The sequence below is a fragment of the Streptomyces mobaraensis genome (genome assembly GCF_020099395.1).
Classification (GTDB): domain Bacteria; phylum Actinomycetota; class Actinomycetes; order Streptomycetales; family Streptomycetaceae; genus Streptomyces.
This window is the reverse complement of sequence record NZ_CP083590.1, coordinates 5,746,725-5,770,554: the sequence shown is the minus strand read 5'-3', so window position 1 is coordinate 5,770,554 and position 23,830 is coordinate 5,746,725. Positions and strand designations below refer to the sequence as shown.

At 70.4% G+C, this 23,830-nt stretch carries 22 protein-coding genes; 8 read left to right on the top strand and 14 right to left on the bottom strand.

The window, feature by feature from the left end; all coding sequences use genetic code 11:
• Positions 1–11: 11 nt before the first annotated feature.
• Genes K7I03_RS25420 through K7I03_RS25395 form a run of 6 tightly spaced genes read right to left on the bottom strand, consistent with a single transcriptional unit; the run spans position 12 to position 5,852 of the window.
• Positions 12–1,268: a cysteine desulfurase gene (locus K7I03_RS25420; protein WP_185943738.1), complete on the bottom strand. Its 1,257-nt coding sequence runs from the start codon at positions 1,266–1,268 to the stop codon at positions 12–14.
• Entirely contained in the window at positions 1,265–2,029 is a 765-nt protein-coding gene (sufC, locus tag K7I03_RS25415) for a Fe-S cluster assembly ATPase SufC (protein WP_185943737.1), read from the bottom strand. The genes K7I03_RS25420 and sufC overlap by 4 nt, the downstream gene beginning before the upstream one ends.
• Positions 2,030–2,036: 7 nt before the next feature.
• On the bottom strand, positions 2,037–2,366 hold the full coding sequence (locus K7I03_RS25410; RefSeq protein WP_004951646.1) for a non-heme iron oxygenase ferredoxin subunit: 330 nt from the start codon (positions 2,364–2,366) through the stop codon (positions 2,037–2,039).
• Complete coding sequence (sufD, locus tag K7I03_RS25405) at positions 2,363–3,544, bottom strand: Fe-S cluster assembly protein SufD (protein ID WP_185943736.1); 1,182 nt, start codon at positions 3,542–3,544, stop codon at positions 2,363–2,365. Before sufD ends, K7I03_RS25410 begins: the two co-directional genes overlap by 4 nt.
• A 59-nt stretch (positions 3,545–3,603) precedes the next feature.
• Complete coding sequence (sufB, locus tag K7I03_RS25400) at positions 3,604–5,025, bottom strand: Fe-S cluster assembly protein SufB (protein WP_185943735.1); 1,422 nt, start codon at positions 5,023–5,025, stop codon at positions 3,604–3,606.
• Complete coding sequence (locus tag K7I03_RS25395) at positions 5,022–5,852, bottom strand: helix-turn-helix transcriptional regulator (protein ID WP_185943734.1); 831 nt, start codon at positions 5,850–5,852, stop codon at positions 5,022–5,024. The genes sufB and K7I03_RS25395 overlap by 4 nt, the downstream gene beginning before the upstream one ends.
• 150 nt (positions 5,853–6,002) lie before the next feature.
• Here K7I03_RS25395 and K7I03_RS25390 point away from each other — a divergent pair, with 150 nt between their 5' ends.
• From K7I03_RS25390 to K7I03_RS25380, 3 genes are all read left to right on the top strand, one after another.
• A complete protein-coding gene (locus K7I03_RS25390; protein WP_185943733.1) occupies positions 6,003–6,962 on the top strand; it encodes an ABC transporter ATP-binding protein in 960 nt (319 codons plus the stop codon).
• 180 nt (positions 6,963–7,142) lie between these two features.
• The gene (locus K7I03_RS25385) at positions 7,143–7,922 is read left to right on the top strand and encodes an ABC transporter permease (protein WP_185943732.1); all 780 of its coding nucleotides are present in this window, start codon (positions 7,143–7,145) and stop codon (positions 7,920–7,922) included.
• Between the two features lie 117 nt (positions 7,923–8,039).
• Positions 8,040–9,026, top strand: a complete 987-nt coding sequence (locus tag K7I03_RS25380) for a COX15/CtaA family protein (RefSeq protein ID WP_185943731.1) — start codon at positions 8,040–8,042, stop codon at positions 9,024–9,026.
• Positions 9,027–9,110: 84 nt separating this feature from the next.
• Here K7I03_RS25380 and K7I03_RS25375 read toward each other — a convergent pair whose 3' ends face one another.
• Both K7I03_RS25375 and K7I03_RS25370 read right to left on the bottom strand, forming a co-directional pair.
• Positions 9,111–9,476 (bottom strand): hypothetical protein, encoded by a 366-nt coding sequence (locus K7I03_RS25375; RefSeq protein WP_185943730.1) that lies wholly within the window; start codon positions 9,474–9,476, stop codon positions 9,111–9,113.
• Positions 9,477–9,580: 104 nt separating this feature from the next.
• Positions 9,581–10,525 carry a heme o synthase gene (locus tag K7I03_RS25370; protein ID WP_224347208.1) on the bottom strand — a complete coding sequence of 315 codons (945 nt, stop codon included), beginning with the start codon at positions 10,523–10,525 and terminating at the stop codon, positions 9,581–9,583.
• A 450-nt stretch (positions 10,526–10,975) separates the two neighbouring features.
• On the opposite strand from K7I03_RS25370, the gene tkt reads away from it, so the two are divergent.
• The 5 genes from tkt to pgl are packed head-to-tail and all read left to right on the top strand — an operon-like array spanning position 10,976 to position 17,572.
• Entirely contained in the window at positions 10,976–13,057 is a 2,082-nt protein-coding gene (tkt, locus tag K7I03_RS25365) for a transketolase (protein ID WP_185943728.1), read from the top strand.
• Between the two features lie 37 nt (positions 13,058–13,094).
• Positions 13,095–14,210 carry a transaldolase gene (gene tal / locus K7I03_RS25360; RefSeq protein ID WP_185943727.1) on the top strand — a complete coding sequence of 372 codons (1,116 nt, stop codon included), beginning with the start codon at positions 13,095–13,097 and terminating at the stop codon, positions 14,208–14,210.
• A 1-nt stretch (position 14,211) separates the two neighbouring features.
• Positions 14,212–15,735: a glucose-6-phosphate dehydrogenase gene (gene zwf, locus K7I03_RS25355; protein ID WP_185943726.1), complete on the top strand. Its 1,524-nt coding sequence runs from the start codon at positions 14,212–14,214 to the stop codon at positions 15,733–15,735.
• The gene (gene opcA / locus K7I03_RS25350; RefSeq protein WP_185943725.1) at positions 15,732–16,793 is read left to right on the top strand and encodes a glucose-6-phosphate dehydrogenase assembly protein OpcA; all 1,062 of its coding nucleotides are present in this window, start codon (positions 15,732–15,734) and stop codon (positions 16,791–16,793) included. Before zwf ends, opcA begins: the two co-directional genes overlap by 4 nt.
• Positions 16,790–17,572: a 6-phosphogluconolactonase gene (gene pgl / locus K7I03_RS25345; protein ID WP_185943724.1), complete on the top strand. Its 783-nt coding sequence runs from the start codon at positions 16,790–16,792 to the stop codon at positions 17,570–17,572. The genes opcA and pgl overlap by 4 nt, the downstream gene beginning before the upstream one ends.
• Positions 17,573–17,821: 249 nt before the next feature.
• Here the strand turns inward: pgl and pgi are convergent, their stop codons facing one another.
• The 6 genes from pgi to gap form a co-directional block, all read right to left on the bottom strand.
• Positions 17,822–19,474, bottom strand: coding sequence for a glucose-6-phosphate isomerase (gene pgi, locus K7I03_RS25340; protein WP_185943723.1), 1,653 nt, complete (start codon positions 19,472–19,474; stop codon positions 17,822–17,824).
• 219 nt (positions 19,475–19,693) lie between these two features.
• Positions 19,694–20,029: an RNA polymerase-binding protein RbpA gene (locus tag K7I03_RS25335; protein WP_003957010.1), complete on the bottom strand. Its 336-nt coding sequence runs from the start codon at positions 20,027–20,029 to the stop codon at positions 19,694–19,696.
• Between the two features lie 157 nt (positions 20,030–20,186).
• On the bottom strand, positions 20,187–20,417 hold the full coding sequence (gene secG, locus K7I03_RS25330; protein ID WP_185943722.1) for a preprotein translocase subunit SecG: 231 nt from the start codon (positions 20,415–20,417) through the stop codon (positions 20,187–20,189).
• Positions 20,418–20,549: 132 nt separating this feature from the next.
• Complete coding sequence (gene tpiA / locus K7I03_RS25325) at positions 20,550–21,326, bottom strand: triose-phosphate isomerase (RefSeq protein WP_185943721.1); 777 nt, start codon at positions 21,324–21,326, stop codon at positions 20,550–20,552.
• 6 nt (positions 21,327–21,332) lie between these two features.
• Positions 21,333–22,544 carry a phosphoglycerate kinase gene (locus K7I03_RS25320; RefSeq protein ID WP_185943720.1) on the bottom strand — a complete coding sequence of 404 codons (1,212 nt, stop codon included), beginning with the start codon at positions 22,542–22,544 and terminating at the stop codon, positions 21,333–21,335.
• 120 nt (positions 22,545–22,664) lie between these two features.
• Entirely contained in the window at positions 22,665–23,669 is a 1,005-nt protein-coding gene (gene gap / locus K7I03_RS25315) for a type I glyceraldehyde-3-phosphate dehydrogenase (RefSeq protein ID WP_185943719.1), read from the bottom strand.
• Positions 23,670–23,830: the final 161 nt, after the last annotated feature.

Here is a 23,830-nt window from a genome sequence, read left to right as displayed (position 1 = left end):
TCCGCTGCCCATCAGCCGAAGAAGTTCCGGACGTGCTCCAGGCCCTCGACCAGCGCGTCGACCTCGCCGGGCGTGGAGTACAGGTAGAACGACGCCCGCGTGGTCGCCGGAATTCCGTACCGCAGGCAGACCGGCCGCGCGCAGTGGTGGCCGACCCGGACGGCGATGCCCTGTTCGTCGAGGACCTGGCCCACGTCGTGCGGGTGGATGTCGCCGAGCGTGAAGGAGATCGCGGCGCCGCGGTCCTCGGCCGTGGTGGGGCCGATCAGCCGGAGGTCGGGGACCTCCTGGAGCCGCTGGATCGCGTACTGCGTGATCGCGTGCTCGTGCCGCGCGATGTTCTCCATGCCGATCGACGTCAGGTAGTCCACGGCCGCGCCGAGGCCGATGGCCTGGGCGATCGGGGGCGTACCGGCCTCGAACTTGTGCGGCGCCGGGGCATAGGTGGACGAGTGCATCGAGACGGTCTCGATCATCTCGCCGCCGCCGAGGAACGGCGGCAGGTCCTCCAGCAGCTCCTGGCGTCCCCACAGCACGCCGATGCCGTCCGGGCCGCACATCTTGTGGCCGGTGAAGGCCACGAAGTCGGCCTGGAGCGCCTGGACGTCCAGCGGCATGTGCGGCGCGGCCTGCGAGGCGTCGACGACGACCAGCGCGCCGACCTCCTGGGCGCGCCGGACGATCGCCTCGACCGGGTTGACCGTGCCCAGGATGTTGGAGACCAGCACGAACGAGACGACCTTGGTCTTCTCGGTGATGACCTGCTCGATGTTCGACAGGTCGAGCCGGCCGTCGTCGGTCAGCCCGAACCACTTCAGCTTCGCGCCGGTGCGCTGCGCCAGCAGCTGCCACGGAACGATGTTGGAGTGGTGCTCCATCTCCGTGATGACGATCTCGGTGTCGTGGTCCACCCGGTAGGGCTCGTCGGCCCAACCGAGCATGTTGGCCACCAGGTTGAGCGACTCCGAGGCGTTCTTGGTGAATATGACCTCGTCGCGGCTGGGCGCGTTGACGAACGCGGCGATCTTGTCGCGCGCGCCCTCGTACAGCGCGGTGGCCTCCTCGGCGAGGACGTGGACGCCGCGGTGCACATTGGCGTTGTGCTGCTCGTAGTACTCGTTGATGACGTCGAGCACCTGGCGCGGCTTCTGGGACGTCGCCGCGTTGTCCAGGTAGACGAGCTTCTTGCCGTCGTGCAGGACGCGGTCGAGGATGGGGAAGTCCTTGCGGATCGCCTCGGTGTCGAGGAGCCCCGGAATCTGTGTCACGCGGTGACGCCTCCCGTCGTGTACGCCTCGTAGCCCTCTTCCTCCAGCTTGTCCGCGAGCTCGGCGCCACCGGACTCGGCGATGCGACCGTTCGCGAAGACGTGCACGAAGTCCGGCTTGATGTAGCGCAGGATGCGGGTGTAGTGCGTGATCAGCAGGGTGCCCACCTCACCGGTCTCACGGACCCGGTTGACGCCCTCGGAGACGATGCGCAGGGCATCGACGTCCAGGCCCGAGTCGGTCTCGTCCAGAATCGCGATCTTCGGCTTGAGGAGCTCCAGCTGGAGGATCTCGTGCCGCTTCTTCTCACCGCCGGAGAAGCCCTCGTTGACGTTGCGCTCGGCGAAGGCCGGGTCCATGTGCAGACGCGCCATGGACTCCTTGACCTCCTTGACCCAGGTACGCAGCTTGGGGGCCTCGCCGCGGATCGCGGTGGCGGAGGTGCGGAGGAAGTTGGACACCGAGACGCCGGGCACCTCGACCGGGTACTGCATGGCGAGGAAGACGCCGGCGCGGGCGCGCTCGTCGACGGACATCTCCAGGACGTCCTCGCCGTCGAGGGTGACGGTGCCGCCGGTGATCGTGTACTTGGGGTGACCGGCCAGCGAGTAGGCCAGGGTGGACTTGCCGGAGCCGTTCGGGCCCATGATGGCGTGGGTCTCGCCCTGCTTCACGGTCAGGTCGACGCCGCGCAGGATCTCCCGGGGGCCGCCTTCGGCGTCGACGGAGACGTGCAGGTCGTGGATCTCAAGCGTTGCCATGGGGAACTCAGGACTCCTGGGTGATGGAAACGAGCACAGACGCGTCTGGGCCGTCTCCTTCGATCTTGACGGGGTAAACGGGGACCGGTCGGGTGGCCGGGAGACCCGAGGGCTTTCCGGTGCGCAGGTCGAAGGTGGAGCCGTGCAGCCAGCATTCGATGGCGCAGTCCTCCACCTCGCCCTCGGAGAGCGAGACGTTGGCGTGCGAGCAGATGTCGTGGATGGCGAAGACCTCGCCCTCGGTGCGGACGATCGACACGGGGGTGCCGTCGACCTCCACCCGCTTGGGCGTGTCCTCCTCCAGCTCACCGAGCGCGGCCACGCGTACGTAGGTCATGCGACGGACGCCTCCAGCTCGGCCTCGATCTTGGCGATGAGGCGCTCCTCCAGCTCGGGGACGCCGATCTGCTGGACGAGCTCGGCGAAGAAGCCGCGGACGACCAGCCGGCGGGCCTCGTCGGCGGGGATGCCGCGGGCCATCAGGTAGAACAGCTGCTCGTCGTCGAAGCGGCCGGTCGCCGAGGCGTGGCCGGCGCCGACGATCTCACCGGTCTCGATCTCCAGGTTGGGGACCGAGTCGACGCGGGCGCCGTCGGTGAGGACGAGGTTGCGGTTGAGCTCGTAGGTGTCGGTGCCCTCGGCCGCGGCGCGGATGAGGACGTCACCGATCCAGACGGCGTGCGCGTCCTTGCCCTGGAGGGCGCCCTTGAAGACCACGTTGCTGCGGCAGTGCGGCGTGTCGTGGTCGACGAAGAGGCGGTGCTCCTGGTGCTGGCCGTTGTCGGTGAAGTACAGGCCGTAGAGCTCGGCCTCGCCGCCGGGGGCGCCGTAGACGACGCGCGGGTGCAGCCGGACCAGGTCGCCGCCGAAGGTGACGATCACGGACTTGAAGCGGGCGTCGCGGCCGACGAGCGCGGTGTGCTGCGCGGCGTGGACGGCCGTGTCGTCCCAGTCCTGGACGGAGACGACGGTGAGCTTGGCGCCGTCGCCGAGCAGGTACTCGACGTTGGCGGCCAGGGTGGCGTCACCGGTGTGGTCGATGATGACGACGGCCTCGGAGAAGGCGCCGATCTCGACGACCTGGTGGCCGAAGGCCACGCCGCCCTCGCCGTGCACGGCGATCCGGACGGGCTCGGTGAGCACGGTGTTCTTGGGGATCGAGACGACGGACGCCTTCTCGAAGGAGCTGTACGCCTGGGCGGCCACCCGGTCGACGGGCTTGCCGGCCTTGCCGAGCCGGGCGTCGTCCCGGCCGACGGTCTCCACGGTGACGCCCTCGGGGGCGGTCACCTCGACCTTGACGCCGGCGCCGTCCGCCACCGCCGTGCCGTCGTGCAGACCGCGGAGGCGCTCCAGGGGGGTGAACCGCCACTCCTCCTCGCGGCCGTGCGGCACGGGGAAGTCGGCGACGTCGTACGAGGCGGGGGCGCTGACCCGCGCGTCGATGGGCTGCTTGGCCCCGCCCACCTGGATGGCGCCGTCGGTGGTGCTGCCGGCGGGAGTGTTGTCAGCCATGGCTGTCGTGGTGCTCTCTTCCTGTCAAAAAGGGTCGCTGCGGTCGAAGGCGGCGGGCGTCAGCCGACCGAGCCTTCCATCTGCAGCTCGATCAGCCGGTTGAGCTCCAGGGCGTACTCCATCGGCAGCTCACGGGCGATCGGCTCGACGAAGCCGCGCACGATCATCGCCATCGCCTCGTCCTCCGACAGACCGCGGCTCATCAGGTAGAAGAGCTGGTCGTCGCTGACCTTGGAGACGGTCGCCTCGTGGCCCATGGACACGTCGTCCTCACGGACGTCCACGTAGGGGTAGGTGTCCGAGCGGGAGATGGTGTCCACCAGCAGCGCGTCGCACAGCACGTTGGACTTGGAGCCGTGGGCGCCCTCGCCGATCTCGATCAGACCGCGGTACGAGGTGCGGCCGCCGCCCCGCGCCACCGACTTGGAGACGATGTTGGAGGAGGTGTTGGGCGCCATGTGGACCATCTTGGCGCCGGCGTCCTGGTGCTGGCCCTCGCCGGAGAAGGCGATGGACAGCGTCTCGCCCTTGGCGTGCTCGCCCATCAGGTAGACGGCGGGGTACTTCATCGTGACCTTGGAGCCGATGTTGCCGTCGATCCACTCCATGGTCGCGCCCTCGTACGCCACGGCGCGCTTGGTGACCAGGTTGTAGACGTTGTTCGACCAGTTCTGGATGGTCGTGTAGCGGCAGCGGCCGCCCTTCTTCACGATGATCTCCACGACGGCGCTGTGCAGCGAGTCGGAAGAGTAGATCGGGGCGGTGCAGCCCTCGACGTAGTGCACGTAGGCGTTCTCGTCGACGATGATCAGCGTCCGCTCGAACTGGCCCATGTTCTCCGTGTTGATCCGGAAGTAGGCCTGGAGCGGGATGTCGACGTGGACGCCCGGCGGGACGTAGATGAAGGAGCCACCGGACCACACGGCCGTGTTCAGCGAGGCGAACTTGTTGTCGCCCGCCGGGATGACGGTGCCGAAGTACTCCTGGAAGAGCTCGGGGTGCTCCTTCAGGGCGGTGTCGGTGTCCAGGAAGATGACGCCCTGCTCCTCCAGGTCCTCACGGATCTGGTGGTAGACGACCTCGGACTCGTACTGGGCGGCGACACCGGCGACGAGGCGCTGCTTCTCGGCCTCGGGGATGCCCAGCTTGTCGTAGGTGTTCTTGATGTCCTCGGGCAGGTCCTCCCAGGAGGCGGCCTGCTTCTCGGTGGAGCGGACGAAGTACTTGATGTTGTCGAAGTCGATGCCCGTGAGGTCGGAGCCCCAGGTCGGCATGGGCTTCTTGTCGAAGAGCCGGAGGCCCTTCAGACGCAGCTTGAGCATCCACTCCGGCTCGGACTTCTTGGCCGAGATGTCGCGGACGACCTCCTCGGAGAGGCCGCGCTTGGCCGCGGCGCCGGCCGCGTCGGAGTCGGCCCAGCCGTATTCGTACGTGCCCAGGCCCTCGAGCTCAGGGTGGGCAGTCTCCGTGGGGAGAGTCATGCGGGGTTCCTCCCGGCCGTGCTGGTGGATGCGGTGGTCGTCTTGGTGGACGCTGTCTTGGGGATGAACGTCGTGCACACCCCGTCGCCGTGGGCGATGGTGGCAAGACGTTGCACATGCGTCCCGAGCAGGCGGGAGAAGACCTCGGTCTCCGCCTCACACAGCTGCGGGAACTGCTCGGCGACATGGGCGACCGGGCAGTGGTGCTGGCAGAGCTGTTCGCCGACCGGCGCTGTGCGCGCCGTAGCAGCGTACCCGTCCTCGGTCAATGCCCTGGCCAGCACGCGGGCCCGTTCCTCGGGGGGCGCGGCCTCCAAGGCGGCCCGGTAGCCCTCGGCCTGGGCGGCCATCCGGGCCCGGGCGAACGCGGCGACCGCGGCCTCGCCCATCTCGCCGCCGCCGGCGGCCTGGGCGATCCAGCGCAGGGCGTCGGCCGCGAGCTTGTCGTAGGCCTGGTCGAAGGCGTCCCGGCCGCAGTCCGTCAGGACGAAGACCTTGGCGGGGCGGCCGCGGGTGCGGGTGCCGTAGACCCGCTTCTCGCGGGGCTCGACCATGCCCTCGGCGGCCAGCACGTCCAGATGGCGGCGGACCGCCGCCTGGGTGAGCTCCAGGCGCAGGGCCAGCTCGGCGGCGGTGGACGGGCCATGGTCGAGGATGGAGCGGGCCACGCGGGCGCGGGTGCCGCGCTGCTCGTCGTGGGCGCGCTGCTCCTCGCGGGCCGCGGGGACGGCGGACGCCGGGCCCGGCCCGGAAGCGGGTACGCGCCGGCCCGGCCCGGCGGCCGTACCGGCCTCGGGCCCTTCCGGTGCCTCGCCCGCGTATTTCACAACACCATTGTTGCGTAATTACCTGAGCCGGGACAAGCCTCGACGCCCCGCCCGCCGGTGGTCTCGATCACTAAGGGTCACCTAACCGGCACGGCGATCACGCCCCCCGGCGGGGTCCGGGGGGCCGCGGGGTTCGTAGACTTCCTTGCCATGCGCAGCGCCACCCCGGGCGACCCCCGGACCCCCGGCCGCGTGCCGGCCGTCGAGGTCCACGGCCTCGTCAAGCGGTACGGGCGGAAGACCGCGGTGGACGGTCTCGACCTGTCCGTCGCGGCCGGCACCCTCACCGCCGTCCTCGGCCCCAACGGGGCCGGCAAGACCACCACCATCGAAACCTGCGAGGGCTACCGCCGCCCCGACGCCGGCACCGTCCGCGTGCTCGGCCTCGACCCGGTGGCCGACGCCGCCGTCCTCCGCCCGCGCGTCGGCGTGATGCTCCAGAGCGGCGGGATCTACTCCGGCGCCCGCGCCGACGAGATGCTGCGGCACATGGCCGCGCTGTACGCCCACCCGCTGGACGTCGGCATGCTGATCGAACGCCTCGGCCTGGACACCTGCGGACGCACCACCTACCGCCGGCTCTCCGGCGGCCAGCAGCAGCGGCTCTCCCTGGCCATGGCCGTGGTCGGCCGCCCGGAGCTGGTCTTCCTGGACGAGCCGACGGCCGGCCTCGACCCCCAGGCGCGCCGCGCGACCTGGGACCTGGTCCGGGAGCTCCGCGAGGACGGCGTCACCGTCGTGCTCACCACCCACCACATGGAGGAGGCGGAGGAGCTCGCCGACGACGTCGCGATCATCGACGCCGGCCGGGTCATCGCCCAGGGCAGCCCCGAGGAGCTCTGCAAGGGCGGCGCGGAGAACACCCTCCGCTTCACCGGCCGGGCCGGCCTGGACGTCGCCTCGCTCCTGAAGGCCCTCCCCGCCGACTGCGCGGCCGTGGAGCTCACCCCCGGCTCGTACCGGGTCACCGGCTCCGTCGACCCGCAACTGCTCGCCACGGTCACCACCTGGTGCGCGCAGCACGGCGTGATGCCGGACCGGATAGCGGTCGAGCGGCACACGCTGGAGGACGTCTTTCTGGAGCTCACGGGTAAGGAGCTGCGCGCATGAAGCAACAGCACACCGCGATGGGCCGGGGGTCCGGGGGTTGCCCCCCGGATGGACACAGCTTGGAGCTCACGGGTAAGGAGCTGCGCGCATGAAGCAACAGCACACCGCGATGGGCCGGGGGTCCGGGGGTTGCCCCCCGGATGGACACAGCTTGGAGCTGACCGGCAAGGAGCTGCGCGCATGATCCCTTCTTCTGGGCCAGGCACTTTCACCCCCCGCCCCGGCGCCGCCCCGCTCCCCCGGATGATCCGGGCGCAGGCCGCGCTGGAGACCCGCATGCTGCTGCGCAACGGCGAGCAGCTGCTGCTGACGGTCGTCATCCCGACGCTGCTGCTGGTCCTGTTCAGCACGGTGGACGTCGTCGACACGGGAGACGGCAAGGCCGTCGACTTCCTCGCCCCCGGCATCCTCGCGCTGGCCGTCCTCTCCACCGCCTTCACCGGGCAGGCCATCGCCACCGGCTTCGACCGGCGCTACGGCGTGCTCAAGCGGCTCGGCGCGTCCCCGCTGCCGCGCTGGGCGCTGATGACCGCCAAGACGGCGTCGGTGCTGGTCACCGAGATCCTCCAGGTCGTCCTGCTGACGGTGATCGCGTTCGCGCTCGGCTGGTCGCCGCACGGCAACCCGTTCGCCGTGCTCCTGCTGCTGGTCCTGGGCACGGCCGCGTTCTCGGGCCTGGGCCTGCTGATGGCGGGCACGCTGAAGGCGGAGGCGACACTGGCGGCGGCGAACCTGGTGTTCCTGCTGCTGCTGGTCGGCGGTGGCGTGATCGTGCCGCTGGACCGGTTCCCGGACGCCGCGCGGGCGGCGCTGGAGCTGCTGCCGATCTCGGCCCTCTCCGACGGCCTCCGGGACGTGCTGCGGGACGGCGCCGGGATGCCCTGGCGGGATCTCGGCATCCTCGCCGTGTGGGCGGTGCTGGGCCTGGGCGCGGCGGCCCGCTTCTTCCGCTGGGAGTGACCCCTCAGGCCCCTCGGGCCGGGGTGAGCGCCCTCGACACAGGCCGCTCACCTCGGCTTTCGCACCGCGCCCCACCCCTCGTGAATCCATGCACAAGCGGGCCCTTACGATGACTCCGTGCCGAATTCGCTGAATCCCCTGCAGGCCATCGCCGACCGCTGGCAGCCCTCCGCGCGCTTCGTCCGGCGGGCCTCGTTCGCCTGCGTCGTCATGGCCGTGATCATCGTGGTGACGGGTGGCGCGGTCCGGCTCACACAGTCCGGCCTGGGCTGCCCGACGTGGCCGACCTGCACCGAGGACAGCCTGACGCCCACCCCCGCGATGGGCATCAACGGCATCATCGAGTTCACCAACCGCATGCTCACCTACGTGCTCTGCGTGGTCGTCGGCATCGCGATCATCGCGGCCCGCGCCCGGGCCCCGCGCCGCCGCGACCTGACGCGGCTCGGCTGGGCGCAGTTCTGGATCGTCGCGAGCAACGGCATCATCGGCGGCATCACGGTCCTCACCGGCCTCAACCCGTATATCGTCGCCGCCCACTTCCTCGCCGCGACGGCCCTGCTCACGGTGGCCGTGATCATGTGGCAGCGGTCCGGCGAGGGCGACGACGCTCCGCGCGACCTGGTGGCCCGCCCGGTCCGCCAGCTGAGCTGGGTGCTGGTCGTCTCGACCGTCCTGCTGATCGTGGCGGGCACGGTGGTCACCGGCTCCGGGCAGCACGCGGGCGACGCCTCCAAGGACGTCCACCGCATCCCGCTGAACTTCCGCGAGATCACCCAGCTCCACGTGGACCTGGTGTTCATCGTGCTCGGCCTGACCGTGGCGCTCTGGTTCGCGCTGCGGGCCGTGAAGGCGCCGGGCGGGCCGCGCCGCCGGGTGGTGGAGCTGTTCGCCGTCCTGATGCTCCAGGGCGTCGTCGGCTATGTGCAGTACTTCAACGACTCGCCCGAGTTCATCGTCGGCACGCACATGTTCGGGTCCTGCCTGGTCTGGATCGCCGTCCTGCGAGCCTTCCTCTCGCTGCGGGACCGCGGCGAGCTGGTGACGCTCCCCTCGCCCGCCGCGGAGCCCGAGCCGGCGACACTGGCCGCCGCCGAGCGCTGACAGCCGCGTACGACCGGAGGGGCGGACACGAAAGCGTGTCCGCCCCTCCGGCGTTTTCCGTCCAACGGCTCAGCCGTGGCCGGCTCAGCCGTTGGACGGCCCGCCCACCTGGATCCCGGCCATCCGCGACCACTCGTACGGACCCGTCCGCACCTTCGCGGCCATCTCCCCGTCGAAGTCCTCGTGAACGGTCAGCCCGGCCAGCTCGACCGCTTTCTCGGCCGTCGCGTAGGAAGGGGCCACCAGGTTCCCCCACTCCCCGTTCGCGCCCACCAGCGCGATCCGGGTCCTGCCCCGCCCTATGTGGGCGAGCTGACCCTCCGCGCTGCCGCCGTGGGTCCGTGCGAAGTCGCCGATCTCCTTGGCCAGCCGGGCCGCCCGCCGCTGCGCCCTGGCGTCCAGCGGGGCGTTCCCGGCCTCCGTGTCGCCGGCCTGCTTGGTGTCTGCCATGACCAGGATGCTACCGACGGGTAGCCGGAATGGCGACGGGCGGCGCGGGTGGCTTTGACCACCCGCGCCGCCCGTGAAAGCAGCCCGTCCGAACGACGGTGTGACTACCGCAGGAAGGGATCGATCGCGACCGCGGTGAAGAGGAGCGAGACGTAGGTGATGGACCAGTGGAAGAGCCGCATCTCCTTCAGCTTCGCCCCGGTGATCCCGGCCTTGGCGCGGGCCTGGAGGGCGTGCGCCTCCTTGAGCCAGAAGCCGCCGCAGGCCACGGCCACGACCGTGTAGAACCAGCCGGTGTACCCGAGCGGCGTCAGCAGCAGGGAGACGCCGACCATCACCCAGCTGTAGAGGACGATCTGCCGCGCGACGGCCTTGTTGCCCGCGACGACCGGCAGCATGGGGACGCCGGCCCGCTCGTAGTCGTCCTTCACCTTCATCGACAGCGGCCAGTAGTGCGGCGGCGTCCAGAAGAAGATGACGAGGAAGAGGATCAGGGAGGCCCAGGAGACCTCGTTCTTCACCGCGGACCAGCCGATGATGACCGGCAGGCAGCCCGCGATGCCGCCCCACACGATGTTCTGCGCGGTGCGGCGCTTGAGGATCATCGTGTAGACGACGGTGTAGAAGAGGGAGGCGCCGAGCGAGAGCATCGCCGACAGGGGGTTGACCAGGAACCAGAACCAGACGGTCGAACCGACGGTGAGCGCCGCGGCGAAGACCAGGCACTCGCGCGGCGAGACCATGCCGGTGACCAGCGGGCGCTGCGACGTCCGGTCCATCATGGCGTCGATGTCGCGGTCGTAGTACATGTTGAACGCGCCCGCGCCGCCGGCGGAGAGGTAGCCGCCGAGGCAGGTGGCCAGCACCAGCCACAGGTCGGGGACGCCCTCGGCGGCGAGGAACATCACCGGGACCGTCGTCATCAGCAGCAGCTCGATGACGCGCGGCTTCGTCAGCGCCACGAAAGCCTTGACACGGGCCCCGAACGGCCGGTGATGACCGGGGCTCTCGACGAGTACCCCCGCAGGACGGGATTCGACGGCCGTCACGCACACCCCTGACAGAGATAAGGCCAGCAAGCACATCCGGCCCGTTCTGCCGGGTAAGGCTTGCGCGTACCAAGCCACTCTAGACGCAGGGCATGGCACGGCCTCCGCCGGGGTGGGTCGTGTTGGTCCCCGGGGAATCCGGGCGAAACCGGGTTCCGGCGGCCCCCGGCGCACTCCGGGCGGGCGCCCCGTGAGCGCCCTCCGAGAGGCGCGCCGCGGCGCCGCACCGCACGCTGGACACATGACGGACACCCGCCGGACGGGAATCTTTACCACCCAGGTCCGGTTGCCCGGGGCGTGTGGCGGGCAGCCGGAGAGCTGCCGACCGTCCGCCGGGAGCACGCGGAAAGGACGCCGGTCCCCACGGGGGTAGGCTCGGGATCGCCGCGTCGTGGCGGAACATACCGCCCCCGGCAAGTGAAACCATGTGGAGAGGAGCCCTGACCTAGGGTGAGCACCAAGCCGACCACCACAGACCTCGAGTGGACCGAACTGGACCGGCGGGCCGTCGACACAGCCCGCGTCCTGGCCATGGATTCCGTGCAGAAGGTCGGCAACGGCCATCCCGGTACGGCCATGAGCCTGGCCCCCGCCGCGTACCTGCTCTTCCAGAAGCTGATGCGGCACGACCCCAGCGACGCCGACTGGACGGGCCGCGACCGTTTCGTCCTCTCGCCCGGTCACACCAGCCTGACCCTCTACGTCCAGCTCTTCATGGCCGGCTACGGCCTGGAGCTGTCGGACCTCAAGGCCTTCCGCACCTGGGGCAGCAAGACCCCGGGCCACCCTGAGCACGGCCACACCCGCGGCGTGGAGACCACGACCGGCCCGCTGGGCCAGGGCATCGCCAACGCGGTGGGCATGGCGATGGCCGCCCGCTACGAGCGCGGCCTGTTCGACCCCGAGGCCCCGAAGGGCGAGTCGCCCTTCGACCACACCATCTGGGCGATCGTCTCCGACGGCGACCTGGAGGAGGGCATCTCCGCGGAGGCGTCCTCGCTGGCCGGCCACCAGAAGCTCGGCAACATCGTCGCCCTGTACGACGACAACCACATCTCGATCGAGGGCGACACCGCGACGGCGCTGTCCGAGGACGTCCTCAAGCGGTACGAGGCGTACGGCTGGCACGTCCAGCGCATCGAGCAGGCGCCCAACGGCGACTTCGACATCCAGGCGCTGTACGCGGCGCTGAAGGCGGCGCAGGAGGAGACCGAGCGTCCCTCGCTGATCGCGGCCCGCACGATCATCGCCTGGCCGGCCCCGAACGCGCAGAACACCGAGGCCGCGCACGGCTCGGCGCTCGGTGACGCCGAGGTGGCCGCGACCAAGGAGGTGCTCGGCTTCGACCCGAAGCAGACCTTCCAGGTCGACGAGGACGTGTTCGCGCACGTCCGCAAGGTCGTCGACCGCGGCCGCGAGGCCCACGCCACCTGGGAGAAGAAGCTCGCCAAGTGGCGCGAGGCCAACCCGGAGCGGGCGGCCGACTTCGACCGGATCAACGCGGGCGAGCTGCCCGACGGCTGGGAGAAGGTCCTCCCGGTCTTCCCGGCCGGCAAGTCCGTCGCGACCCGCAAGGCGTCCGGCGAGGTCCTCAAGGCCCTCGGCGGCGTCATCCCCGAGCTGTGGGGCGGCTCCGCCGACCTCGCCGGCTCGAACAACACCACGATCGACGCGACCTCGTCGTTCCTCCCGGAGGGCAACCCGCTCCCCGAGGCGAACCCCTACGGCCGCACGATCCACTTCGGCATCCGCGAGCACGCCATGGGCTCGACCATGAACGGCATCGCGCTGCACGGCAACACCCGCGTCTACGGCGGCACCTTCCTGGTGTTCTCCGACTACATGCGCCCCGCCGTCCGCCTCGCCGCGCTGATGAAGCTGCCGGTCACCTACGTGTGGACGCACGACTCCATCGGCCTCGGCGAGGACGGCCCGACGCACCAGCCGGTCGAGCACATGGCCGCGCTGCGCGCCATCCCGGGCCTGAACATGGTCCGCCCGGCCGACGCCAACGAGACGGCCATCGCCTGGCGCGAGATCATGAAGCGCCACGCCACCAAGCCCGCCCCGCACGGTCTGGCCCTCACCCGCCAGAACGTCCCGACCTACGAGGCCAACGAGGGCGCGGCCAAGGGCGGCTACGTGCTGTTCGAGGCCGAGGGCGGCCGGCCGCAGGTGATCCTGATCGCCACCGGCTCCGAGGTCCAGATGGCCGTCGAGGCGCGCGAGACGCTGCAGGCCGAGGGCGTCCCGACCCGCGTGGTCTCGATGCCGTCCGTCGAGTGGTTCGAGGAGCAGGACCAGGCGTACCGCGACGGCGTCCTGCTGCCGGACGTCAAGGCCCGGGTGGCCGTCGAGGCGGGCATCGGCCTGACCTGGCACCGCTACGTCGGCGAGGCCGGCCGGATCGTCTCGCTGGAGCACTTCGGCGCCTCCGCCGACTACCAGGTGCTGTTCCAGGAGTTCGGCCTGACCTCGGAAGCCGTCGTCGAGGCCGCCCGCGAGTCGCTGGCCGACGCCGGCCGCCGCTGACGCGCAAGCACACGATCCAGTAGGAGATGTAGAACCCATGACAGACGCACTCAAGCGCCTCTCCGAGGAAGGCGTCGCGATCTGGCTGGACGACCTGTCCCGCAAGCGCATCACGTCCGGCAACCTGCGCGAGCTGATCGACGACAGCCACGTGGTCGGTGTCACCACCAACCCGTCGATCTTCCAGAAGGCGATCTCCAGCGGCGACGGCTACGAGCAGCAGCTGTCCGACCTCGCGGTCCGCAAGGTCACCGTCGAGGAGGCCATCCGCATGATCACGACGGCGGACGTGCGTGACGCCGCCGACATCCTGCGGCCGGTCTTCGACGCCACGGACGGCCAGGACGGCCGGGTGTCCATCGAGGTGGACCCGCGGCTGGCGCACGACACCCACGCCACCGTGGCCGAGGCCAAGCAGCTCGCCTGGCTGGTCGACCGCCCCAACACCCTGATCAAGATCCCGGCCACCAAGGCGGGCCTGCCGGCCATCTCCGAGACCCTCGGCCTGGGCATCAGCGTCAACGTCACGCTGATCTTCTCGCTGGAGCGTTACCGCGCGGTCATGGACGCCTACCTGACCGGTCTGGAGAAGGCCAAGGCGGCCGGCCTGGACCTGTCGCTGATCCACTCGGTGGCGTCCTTCTTCGTGTCCCGCGTGGACACCGAGATCGACAAGCGCCTGGACGCGCTGGGCACCGAGGAGGCCAAGGCGCTCCGCGGCAAGGCCGCGCTGGCCAACGCCCGCCTCGCCTACCAGGCGTACGAGGAGGTCTTCTCCTCCGACCGCTGGCTGGCCCTGGAGAAGGCCGGCGCCAACAAGCAGCGTCCGCTGTGGGCGTCGACCGGCGTCAAGGACCCGGCGTACAAGGACACCCTGTACGTGGACGACCTGGTCGCCCCGAACACGGTGAACACCATGCCGGAGTCCACCCTGGAGGCCGCCGCCGACCACGGCGACGTCAAGGGTGACACCGTCCGCGGCACGTACGAGCAGGCCAAGGCCGAGCTCGACGCGCTCGCGAAGCTGGGCATCTCGTACGACGAGGTCGTCCAGCTGCTGGAGGACGAGGGCGTCGACAAGTTCGAGGCGTCCTGGAACGACCTGCTCAAGTCGACGGAGGCGGAGCTCAAGCGCCTCGCACCGGAGGCGTGAATTGACCCGCAGCAACCCGCTGCGTGACGCACAGGACCGGCGGCTCCCGCGTATCGCGGGGCCGTCCGGCCTGGTCATCTTTGGCGTCACGGGCGATTTGTCCCGTAAAAAGCTGATGCCGGCCGTCTACGACCTCGCCAACCGCGGCCTGCTGCCGCCGGGCTTCTCCCTCATCGGCTTCGCCCGCCGCGACTGGGAGAACGAGGACTTCGCGCAGATCGTGCACGACGCCGTCAAGGAGCACGCGCGCACGCCGTTCCGCGAGGAGGTGTGGCAGCAGCTGGTGCAGGGCTGCCGCTTCGTGCAGGGCGACTTCGACGACGACAACGCCTTCGAGACCCTCAAGCACACCATCGAGGAGCTCGACAAGGCGCAGGGCACGGGCGGCAACTTCGCCTTCTACCTGTCCGTCCCGCCGAAGTTCTTCCCCACCGTCGTCCAGCAGCTCAAGAAGCACGGCCTGGCCGAGCAGACGGAGAAGTCCTGGCGGCGCGCGGTCATCGAGAAGCCGTTCGGCCACGACCTGAAGAGCGCGCAGGAGCTCAACAGCATCGTCCACGACGTCTTCCCGCCCAACGAGGTCTTCCGGATCGACCACTACCTGGGCAAGGAGACCGTCCAGAACATCCTGGCGCTCCGCTTCGCCAACACCCTCTTCGAGCCGATCTGGAACCGGTCCTACGTGGACCACGTGCAGATCACCATGGCTGAGGACATCGGCATCGGCGGCCGGGCCGGCTACTACGACGGCATCGGCGCCGCGCGCGACGTCATCCAGAACCACCTGCTCCAGCTGCTGGCGCTGACCGCCATGGAGGAGCCCGCCTCCTTCGACGCGGACGCCCTGGTCGCCGAGAAGACCAAGGTGCTGGGCGCCGTCCGGCTCCCCAAGGACCTGGGCAAGGAGACCGTCCGCGGCCAGTACGCGGCCGGCTGGCAGGGCGGCGAGAAGGTCGTCGGGTACTGCGAGGAAGAGGGCATCGACCCCCACTCCAAGACCGACACCTACGCCGCGATCAAGCTGGAGATCGACAACCGCCGCTGGGCGGGCGTCCCCTTCTACCTGCGCACCGGCAAGCGGCTCGGCCGCCGCGTCACCGAGATCGCGGTCGTCTTCCAGCGCGCCCCGCACTCGCCCTTCGACGACACCGCCACCGAGGAGCTGGGGCAGAACGCCCTGGTCATCCGGGTGCAGCCGGACGAGGGCGTGACCCTGCGGTTCGGCTCGAAGGTGCCGGGCACCTCGATGGAGGTCCGGGACGTCTCGATGGACTTCGCCTATGGCGAGTCGTTCACCGAGTCCAGCCCGGAGGCGTACGAGCGGCTCATCCTCGACGTGCTGCTCGGCGACGCCAACCTGTTCCCGCGCCTGCGGGAGGTGGAGCTGTCCTGGCAGATCCTCGACCCGATCGAGGAGTACTGGGACAAGCACGGCACGCCCGCGCGGTACCCGGCCGGCACCTGGGGGCCGGTCGAGGCGGACGAGATGCTCGCACGAGACGGACGGAGCTGGCGTCGGCCATGAAGATCGATCTCACGGACACCACGGCCAGCAAGATCAACAACGCTCTGGTCCAGGGGCGCCGCGCCATCGGCACCCCCGCCATCGGCATGGTCCTCACGCTGGTCATCGTCACCGACGAGGAGCACGCCTACGACGCGCTCAAGGCCGCCAACGAGGCGTCCCGCGAGCACCCGTCGCGCAAGCTCGTCGTCATCAAGCGCGTCAGCCGCTCCCCGCGCGACCGCGCGCAGGCCCGGCTCGACGCCGAGGTCCGCGTCGGCACCAGCGCCGGCACCGGCGAGACGGTCGTCCTCCGGCTCTACGGCGAGGTCATAGACCACGCCCAGTCGGTCGTGCTGCCGCTGCTGCTGCCGGACGCGCCCGTCGTCGTCTGGTGGCCGGTCAACTCGCCGCTGCACCCGGCCAAGGACCCGCTGGGCGTCCTCGCCCAGCGCCGGGTCACCGACACCTACGCGGCCGAGGACCCGGTCTCGGAGCTCGCGGCCCGCGCCGCGAACTACGCGCCCGGCGACACCGACCTGGCCTGGAGCCGGATCACCCCGTGGCGCTCGATGCTCGCGGCGGCCCTGGACCAGCAGGCCGTCGAGGTCACCGCCGCCGAGGTCGAGGGCGAGGGCTACAACCCCAGCGGCGAACTGCTGGCCATGTGGCTCGCGGACCGCCTCGGCGTCCCGGCCCGCCGCACCGTCTCCGACGGCCCCGGCCTCACGGCCGTCCGCCTGGAGACCAAGGACGGCACCATCACCCTGGACCGCCCCGACGGCTCGCTGGCCAAGCTCAGCATGAAGGGCCAGCCGGACCGCGCCGTCGCGCTCAAGCGGCGGGAGACCGCCGAGCTCCTCGCGGAGGAACTGCGCCGGCTCGACCCGGACGACATCTACGAGTCCGCGCTGAAGTACGGCGTGGAGCGGCTCGCGGAGGCGGGCGGCCCGGCGGTGCCGCCGGCCGCGGGCGCGCCGCCGGAGTCCCCGGAGTCCGCGGCCTCCGCCGAGGCGCCCGCCCCGAAGGACAAGCCCGCTCCGAAGAAGGCCGCGTCCAAGAAGGCGGCGGACAAGTGAGCACCGCGCCGCAGATCGTCGTCCACCGGGACAAGGACCTGATGGCGCGGGCCGCCGCGGCCCGGCTGATCACGAAGATCGTGGACGCCCAGGCCGCGCGCGGCACGGCCTCCGTCGTCCTCACGGGCGGGCGCAACGGCAACGGGCTGCTCGCGGCCCTCGCCGCCTCGCCCGCCCGGGACGCGGTCGACTGGTCGCGCCTCGACCTGTGGTGGGGCGACGAGCGCTACCTGCCCGACGGCGACGCCGAGCGCAACGTCACCCAGGCCCGCGACGCCCTGCTGGACGCCGTCGACCTGGACCCGGCTCGCGTGCACGCCATGCCCGCGGCCGACGGCCGGTACGACGACGCCGACGCGGCGGCCGAGGCGTACGCCGCCGAACTGGCCGCCGCGGCCCGCCCGGAGGACCACGGCCCCGTGCCCTCCTTCGACGTCCTCCTGCTGGGCGTCGGCCCGGACACCCACGTCGCGTCGCTCTTCCCCGAGCTGCCCGGCGTCCGGGAGTCCGACCGCACGGTCATCGGCGTCCACGGCGCCCCCAAGCCCCCGCCGACCCGCATCTCCCTCACGCTGCCGGCGATCCGTGCGGCGCGGGAGGTGTGGCTGCTGGCGGCGGGCGAGGACAAGGCCAACGCGGTGGCGCTGGCGCTGAGCGGGGCGGGCGAGGTCCAGGCCCCGGCCGCCGGGGCGTACGGTCGCAGCCGCACGCTGTGGCTGCTCGACCAGCCGGCGGCTTCTCAGCTGCCGCGGGGGCTGTACCCGCCGGCTTCGCCCTGACGGGCGTGGGGTGCCCCGGTCCCGCCCTCTCACCGTTTCTTGCGGGGGCGAGCCCCCGCACCCCCTGAAGCGCCCTGCGGGCGCTGTCCTCAAACGCCGGACGGGCTGACTTGTCAGCCCGTCTGGGGGCACCCCCTCTGGGGGAGTTTGAGGACAACCGCGCGGAGCGCGGTTTCGGGGTCTGGGACGTCAGCCCCAGGAAACGGTGAAAGGGCGGGACCGGGGCACCCCCAACGCATCAGCGCACCCTCAGCGCCCCCGAACCGCCCGGTACCGGGCGACGAGCGCGGCGGTGGACGCGTCGAGCCCCTCCACCTCAGCCCCCTCACTCAGAGCAGGCTCAACCCGCTTCGCGAGCACCTTCCCCAACTCGACCCCCCACTGGTCGAACGAGTCGATGTCCCAGATCGCCCCCTGAACGAACACCTTGTGCTCATACAGCGCGATCAACTGCCCCAGCACGGACGGCGTCAGAGCGTCAGCGAGAATCGTCGTCGTAGGCCGGTTCCCCCGGAACGTCTTGTGCGGCACGAGCTCCGCCGGAACCCCCTCCGCCGCCACCTCCTCCGCCGTCTTACCGAAGGCGAGCGCCTGCCCCTGGGCGAACAGGTTGGCCATCAGCAGATCGTGCTGCGCTGCAAGAGCAGGCGACAGCTCGTCCACAGGCCGGGCGAACCCGATCAGGTCGGCGGGGATGAGCTTGGTCCCCTGATGGATCAACTGGTAGTACGCGTGCTGCCCGTTGGTGCCGGGGGTCCCCCACACCACCGGCCCGGTCTGCCACGCGACACGCCGCCCCTCCCGGTCCACGGACTTGCCGTTGGACTCCATGTCCAGCTGCTGCAGGTAGGCCGTGAACTTCGACAGGTAGTGGCTGTAGGGCAGCACCGCGTGCGACTGCGCGTCGTGGAAGTTGCCGTACCAGATGCCCAGCAGGCCCAGCAGCAGCGGCACGTTCTCCTCGGGCGCCGCGGTGCGGAAGTGCTCGTCGACGAGGTGGAAGCCGTCCAGCATCTCCTGGAAGCGGTCCGGGCCGATGGCGATCATCAGGGAGAGCCCGATGGCCGAGTCGTACGAGTAGCGGCCGCCGACCCAGTCCCAGAACTCGAACATGTTGGCGGTGTCGATGCCGAAGTCGGCGACCTTCTCGGCGTTGGTGGACAGCGCCACGAAGTGCTTGGCCACGGCGTCCTCACCGGCCCCGAGACCCGCCAGCAGCCACTCCCGCGCGGAGGTGGCGTTGGTGACGGTCTCGATGGTGGTGAAGGTCTTGGACGCCACGATGAACAGCGTCTCGGCCGGGTCCAGGTCGCGCACGGCCTCGTGCAGGTCCGCGCCGTCCACGTTGGAGACGAAACGGAGCGTCAGGTCGCGGTCGGCGTAGGGCCGCAGCACCTCGTAGGCCATCGCCGGACCGAGGTCGGATCCGCCGATACCGATGTTGACGACGTTGCGGATGCGCTTGCCGGTGTGGCCCTTCCACTCCCCGGAGCGGATCCGGCCGGCGAAGTCCCGCATCTTGCGCAGCACCGCGTGCACGGCGGGGACGACGTTCTCCCCGTCCACCTCGACGACGGCCGACTCCGGCGCGCGCAGGGCGGTGTGCAGCACCGCGCGGCCCTCGGTCGTATTGATCTTCTCGCCCCGGAACATCGCGTCCCGCAGCTCCGCCACGCCCGTCGCCTTCGCGAGCTCGCGCAGCAGCCGCAGGGTGTCGTCGGTGACCAGGTGCTTGGAGTAGTCGACGTAGAGGTCGCCGACGGTCAGCGCGTACCTCTCGGCCCGCCGCGGGTCGTCCGCGAACAGCTCGCGCAGGTGCACCTCCCCGAGCTCTTCCCGGTGCTTGGCCAGCGCGTTCCACTCGGGCGTGCGGTCGAGCCTGTGACGGGCTTCAGCGTTCATTCCGGACATCAGTCCTTCGTTCTTCTCGTAGCTCTCTCGCCTCCCACCAACCTAGTTGATGGAACATCCATTCCGTCGCGCGGCATCACCCGCCGGGGGGACGAAACGGAGGGGACGAAACGGTTCACCCGGAGAACGCGACCGGCCCGGCCGGAAGGCGGATGCCTCCCGGCCGGGCCGGTCGTCCTCTTCATACGGCTCATGCGCCGCGGGCGGTCCTCAGATCTCCCCGCGCAGCTTCGCCAGCGCCTCGGCGAGGATCGCCTCGCCGTCCGCGTCGCTGCGCCGTTCCCTGACGTACGCGAGGTGCGTCTTGTAGGGCTCGGTGCGCGGCGGGTCCGGGGGGTTGTCCCGGTCCTGGCCGGCCGGGAAGCCGCAGCGCGGGCAGTCCCAGGTGTCCGGCACCTGCGCGTCGCTGGCGAAGCTGGGCTGTGTCTCATGCCCGTTGGAGCACCAGAAGGAGATGCGCAGCCGCGGTGCCGATTCGCCGCGCTCCGCCTCCCCCATCGGCCCCGCCCCGACCCGGCTTCCTCGGATCGCGTTGCCACTTGCCACGGTCGTAACTCCCTGCGTGATGGTGCCGCGGAGCGTGACAGTCCGCTCCGCCGCGGGCGCCCAGTCTACGTAAGGCCCAACGCGCGTCCAGCGGCAGGAGTTACCGACCGGCCGTGAAGACGCGGTCACCATCATAGGCCGAGGGTGCGACGGAGCGTCAGCTCTTGAACTTCATCAGCAGCCCGAGCACCACGATGCAGGCGAACCACAGCAGGCCCACGACGATGGTGATGCGGTCGAGGTTGCGCTCGGCGACCGAGGACCCGCCGACGGAGGACTGCATGCCGCCGCCGAACATGTCGGACAGGCCGCCGCCCTTCCCCTTGTGCATGAGCACCAGCATCATCATCAGCAGGCTGAAGACGATGAGGGCGATCGAGAACCCCATGACCACGGCTGGACCAACTCTCTCGGACTGTCACGGACGGACACTGGACGATGACGCTGCGGGGCCGGGCGGCGCGTTTGCGCCGGTCCCGGCCCCGACAGGGTACGACGGGCGGGGCCCGTCGGGATACCGCTACTGGTCGCGGAAGCGAACGATCTTGACGAACTCGTCGGCGTCCAGCGCGGCACCGCCGACCAGGGCGCCGTCCACGTCGGGCTGCGCCATGATCGCGGCGACGTTGCCGGACTTCACCGAGCCGCCGTACTGGATCCGGACCTTGTCGGCCAGCTCCTGCGAGTAGAGCTCGGCGAGACGGCCGCGGATGGCACCGCAGACCTCCTGCGCGTCCTCGGGCGTGGCGACCTCGCCGGTGCCGATGGCCCAGACGGGCTCGTAGGCGATGACGATGTTCTCCGCCTGCTCGGCCGGCACGTCCTTCAGGCCGCCGTCGAGCTGCGCGAGGGTGTACGCGACCTGGTTGCCCGCCTTGCGGACGTCCAGGCCCTCGCCGACGCAGAGGATCGGGGTGATGCCGTTCTTGAAGGCGGCCTTGACCTTGGCGTTGCAGAGCTCGTCCGACTCGCCGTGGTACTGGCGGCGCTCGGAGTGGCCGACGGCCACGTAGGAGCACTTCAGCTTGGCGAGCATCGGGCCGGAGATCTCCCCGGTGTACGCGCCCGAGTCGTGCGCGGAGATGTCCTGCGCGCCGTACTTGATCTTGAGCTTGTCGCCGTCGACCAGCGTCTGCACGGAGCGCAGGTCGGTGAACGGCGGCAGGACGGCGACCTCGACGGCCTCGAAGTCCTTGTCCGCGAGGGCGAAGGCGAGCTTCTGGACGTGGGCGATGGCCTCGAGGTGGTTGAGGTTCATCTTCCAGTTGCCCGCCATCAGCGGGGTACGTGCACTCACGATCTGTCAGTCCTCCAGTGCGGCGAGGCCGGGGAGCGTCTTGCCCTCGAGGTATTCGAGGCTGGCGCCGCCGCCGGTCGAGATGTGGCCGAAAGCGTTCTCGTCGAAGCCCAGGATGCGCACGGCCGCGGCCGAGTCGCCCCCGCCGACGACGGTGAAGCCCGGCGAGTCCAGCAGGCCCTGCGCGACGGCCTTGGTGCCGTTCGCGTAGTCGGGGTGCTCGAAGACGCCCATCGGACCGTTCCAGAAGACGGTGCCGGCGTCGGCGAGCTTCGAGGCGTACAGCTCCCGGGTCTTCGGGCCGATGTCCAGGCCCTCCTTGTCCGCCGGGATGGCGTCCGAGGCGACGAGGTCCGGGTTGGCCGGGGTCTTGCCCTTGAGGTCCGGGAAGTCGGCGGAGACCAGGACGTCCACCGGGAGGACGAACTCCACGCCGCGCTTCTCGGCCCGGGCCAGGTACTCCAGGCAGGCCGGGATCTGGTCCTCCTGGAGCAGCGAGATGCCGACCTCGTGGCCCTTGGCCTTGAGGAAGGTGTACGCCATGCCGCCGCCCACGAGGATGCGGTCGGCCTTCTCCAGCAGGTGGTCGATGACGCCGAGCTTGTCGGAGACCTTGGCGCCGCCGAGGATCACGACGTACGGCCGCTTGACGTCCTCGGTCAGCTTCTTCAGGACGCCGACCTCGGTGGCGATCAGGTCGCCCGCGGCGTGCGGCAGGCGCGCCGGGAGGTCGAAGACCGAGGCGTGCTTGCGGTGCACGGCGCCGAAGCCGTCGCCGACGTAGAGGTCGGCGAGCGACGCGAGGGCGTCGGCGAACGCGCCGCGCTCGGCGTCGTCCTTGCTGGTCTCGCCCGCGTTGAAACGGAGGTTCTCCAGCAGCGTGACCTCGCCGTCGCCGAGAGCGGCGACGGTGGCCTTCGCGCTGTCCCCGACCGTGTCGGTGGCGAACGAGACGTCCTTGCCCAGGATCTCACCGAGCCGCACGGCGACGGGGGCCAGTGAGAACGCGGGGTCCGGGGCGCCCTTCGGACGTCCCAGGTGGGAGGCGACGATCACCTTGGCGCCCGCCTCGGCGAGCTTGGCGATCGTCGGTGCGACGGCGCGGATGCGGCCGTCGTCCGTGATGGAGGTGCCCTCCAGGGGCACGTTGAGGTCGGCGCGGACGAAGATCCGCTTGCCCTCGACGCCGCTCTGAACGAGTTCGTCGATCGTCTTCATGCCGTGACTCCGGTGACGTCCGTAAGGGTCATGGGACGGGGCCCGGACGGCGCGCCGTCGCGCCGTTCGAGCCCCGTCCGCTGCATCGCTGTGCCGGTGGGCGTAGCCGTCAGGCCGGGATCAGAGCTGACCGCCGACGAAGACGGTGAGGTCCACCAGACGGTTGGAGTAGCCCCACTCGTTGTCGTACCAGCCGACGACCTTGACCTGCTTGCCCTGGACCATGGTCAGCAGGGAGTCGAAGGTGCAGGAGGCCGGCCAGTTGACGATGTCCGAGGAGACGATCGGGTCCTCGGTGTACTCGAGGATGCCCTTCAGCTGGCCCTCGGCGGCCTTCTGGAAGGCGGCGTTGATCTCTTCCTTGGTGGTCTCGCGCTCGAGCTCCAGGACGAGGTCGGTGACCGAGCCGGTCGGGACCGGGACGCGCATGGCGATGCCGTCCAGCTTGCCCTTGAGCTGCGGGAGGACCAGGGCGGTGGCCTTGGCGGCGCCCGTCGAGGTGGGGATGATGTTCTCGGCGGCGGCGCGGGCACGGCGCAGGTCGCTGTGCGGGAAGTCCAGGATGCGCTGGTCGTTGGTGTACGCGTGGACCGTCGTCATCATGCCCTTGACGATGCCGAAGCTCTCGTCGAGGACCTTGGCCATCGGCGCCACACAGTTGGTGGTGCAGGAGGCGTTGGAGATGACGTGGTGGTTGGCCGCGTCGTACTTGTCCTGGTTGACGCCCATCACGATGGTGATGTCCTCGTTCTTGGCCGGGGCCGAGATGAGGACCTTCTTCGCGCCGGCGGCGAGGTGCTTGGCGGCGTCCTCGCGCTTGGTGAAGATGCCGGTGGACTCGATGACGATGTCGGCGCCCAGCTCGCCCCAGGGCAGGTTGGCGGGGTCGCGCTCGGCCATCGTCTTGAAGGTCTGGTTACCGACGGTGATCGAGTCGTCGGTGTGGCTGACCTCGGCGTCCAGACGGCCCAGGATCGAGTCGTACTTCAGCAGGTGGACGAGAGTGGCATTGTCGGTCAGGTCGTTGACACCGACAATCTCGATGTCCGCACCCTGCTCCAGGAGCGCACGGAAGTAGTTTCGACCGATACGGCCAAAGCCGTTGATGCCTACGCGGATCGTCACGAACCGATCTCCTCGTTGGTGTGCCGGTCTGTCCCGGCGACTGTATGGGATGTCCCCGACCACCACCGACCCTACCCCCAACCCGGGACGTACGTGACATTGGCGGGCCTGGTGGGACAGGGGTCCGCGCCCTCCGGCAAAGGGGCGCGAAGGGGCGCGGA

Coding starts and splice junctions, on each gene's coding strand:
- sufC (WP_185943737.1), bottom strand. CDS start 2,029: ATGGCAACGCTTGAGATCCACGACCTGCACGTCTCCGTCGACGCCGAA.
- K7I03_RS25410 (WP_004951646.1), bottom strand. CDS start 2,366: ATGACCTACGTACGCGTGGCCGCGCTCGGTGAGCTGGAGGAGGACACG.
- sufD (WP_185943736.1), bottom strand. CDS start 3,544: ATGGCTGACAACACTCCCGCCGGCAGCACCACCGACGGCGCCATCCAG.
- sufB (WP_185943735.1), bottom strand. CDS start 5,025: ATGACTCTCCCCACGGAGACTGCCCACCCTGAGCTCGAGGGCCTGGGC.
- K7I03_RS25390 (WP_185943733.1), top strand. CDS start 6,003: ATGCGCAGCGCCACCCCGGGCGACCCCCGGACCCCCGGCCGCGTGCCG.
- K7I03_RS25385 (WP_185943732.1), top strand. CDS start 7,143: ATGATCCCTTCTTCTGGGCCAGGCACTTTCACCCCCCGCCCCGGCGCC.
- K7I03_RS25375 (WP_185943730.1), bottom strand. CDS start 9,476: ATGGCAGACACCAAGCAGGCCGGCGACACGGAGGCCGGGAACGCCCCG.
- tal (WP_185943727.1), top strand. CDS start 13,095: ATGACAGACGCACTCAAGCGCCTCTCCGAGGAAGGCGTCGCGATCTGG.
- opcA (WP_185943725.1), top strand. CDS start 15,732: ATGAAGATCGATCTCACGGACACCACGGCCAGCAAGATCAACAACGCT.
- pgi (WP_185943723.1), bottom strand. CDS start 19,474: ATGAACGCTGAAGCCCGTCACAGGCTCGACCGCACGCCCGAGTGGAAC.
- secG (WP_185943722.1), bottom strand. CDS start 20,417: ATGGGGTTCTCGATCGCCCTCATCGTCTTCAGCCTGCTGATGATGATG.
- K7I03_RS25320 (WP_185943720.1), bottom strand. CDS start 22,544: ATGAAGACGATCGACGAACTCGTTCAGAGCGGCGTCGAGGGCAAGCGG.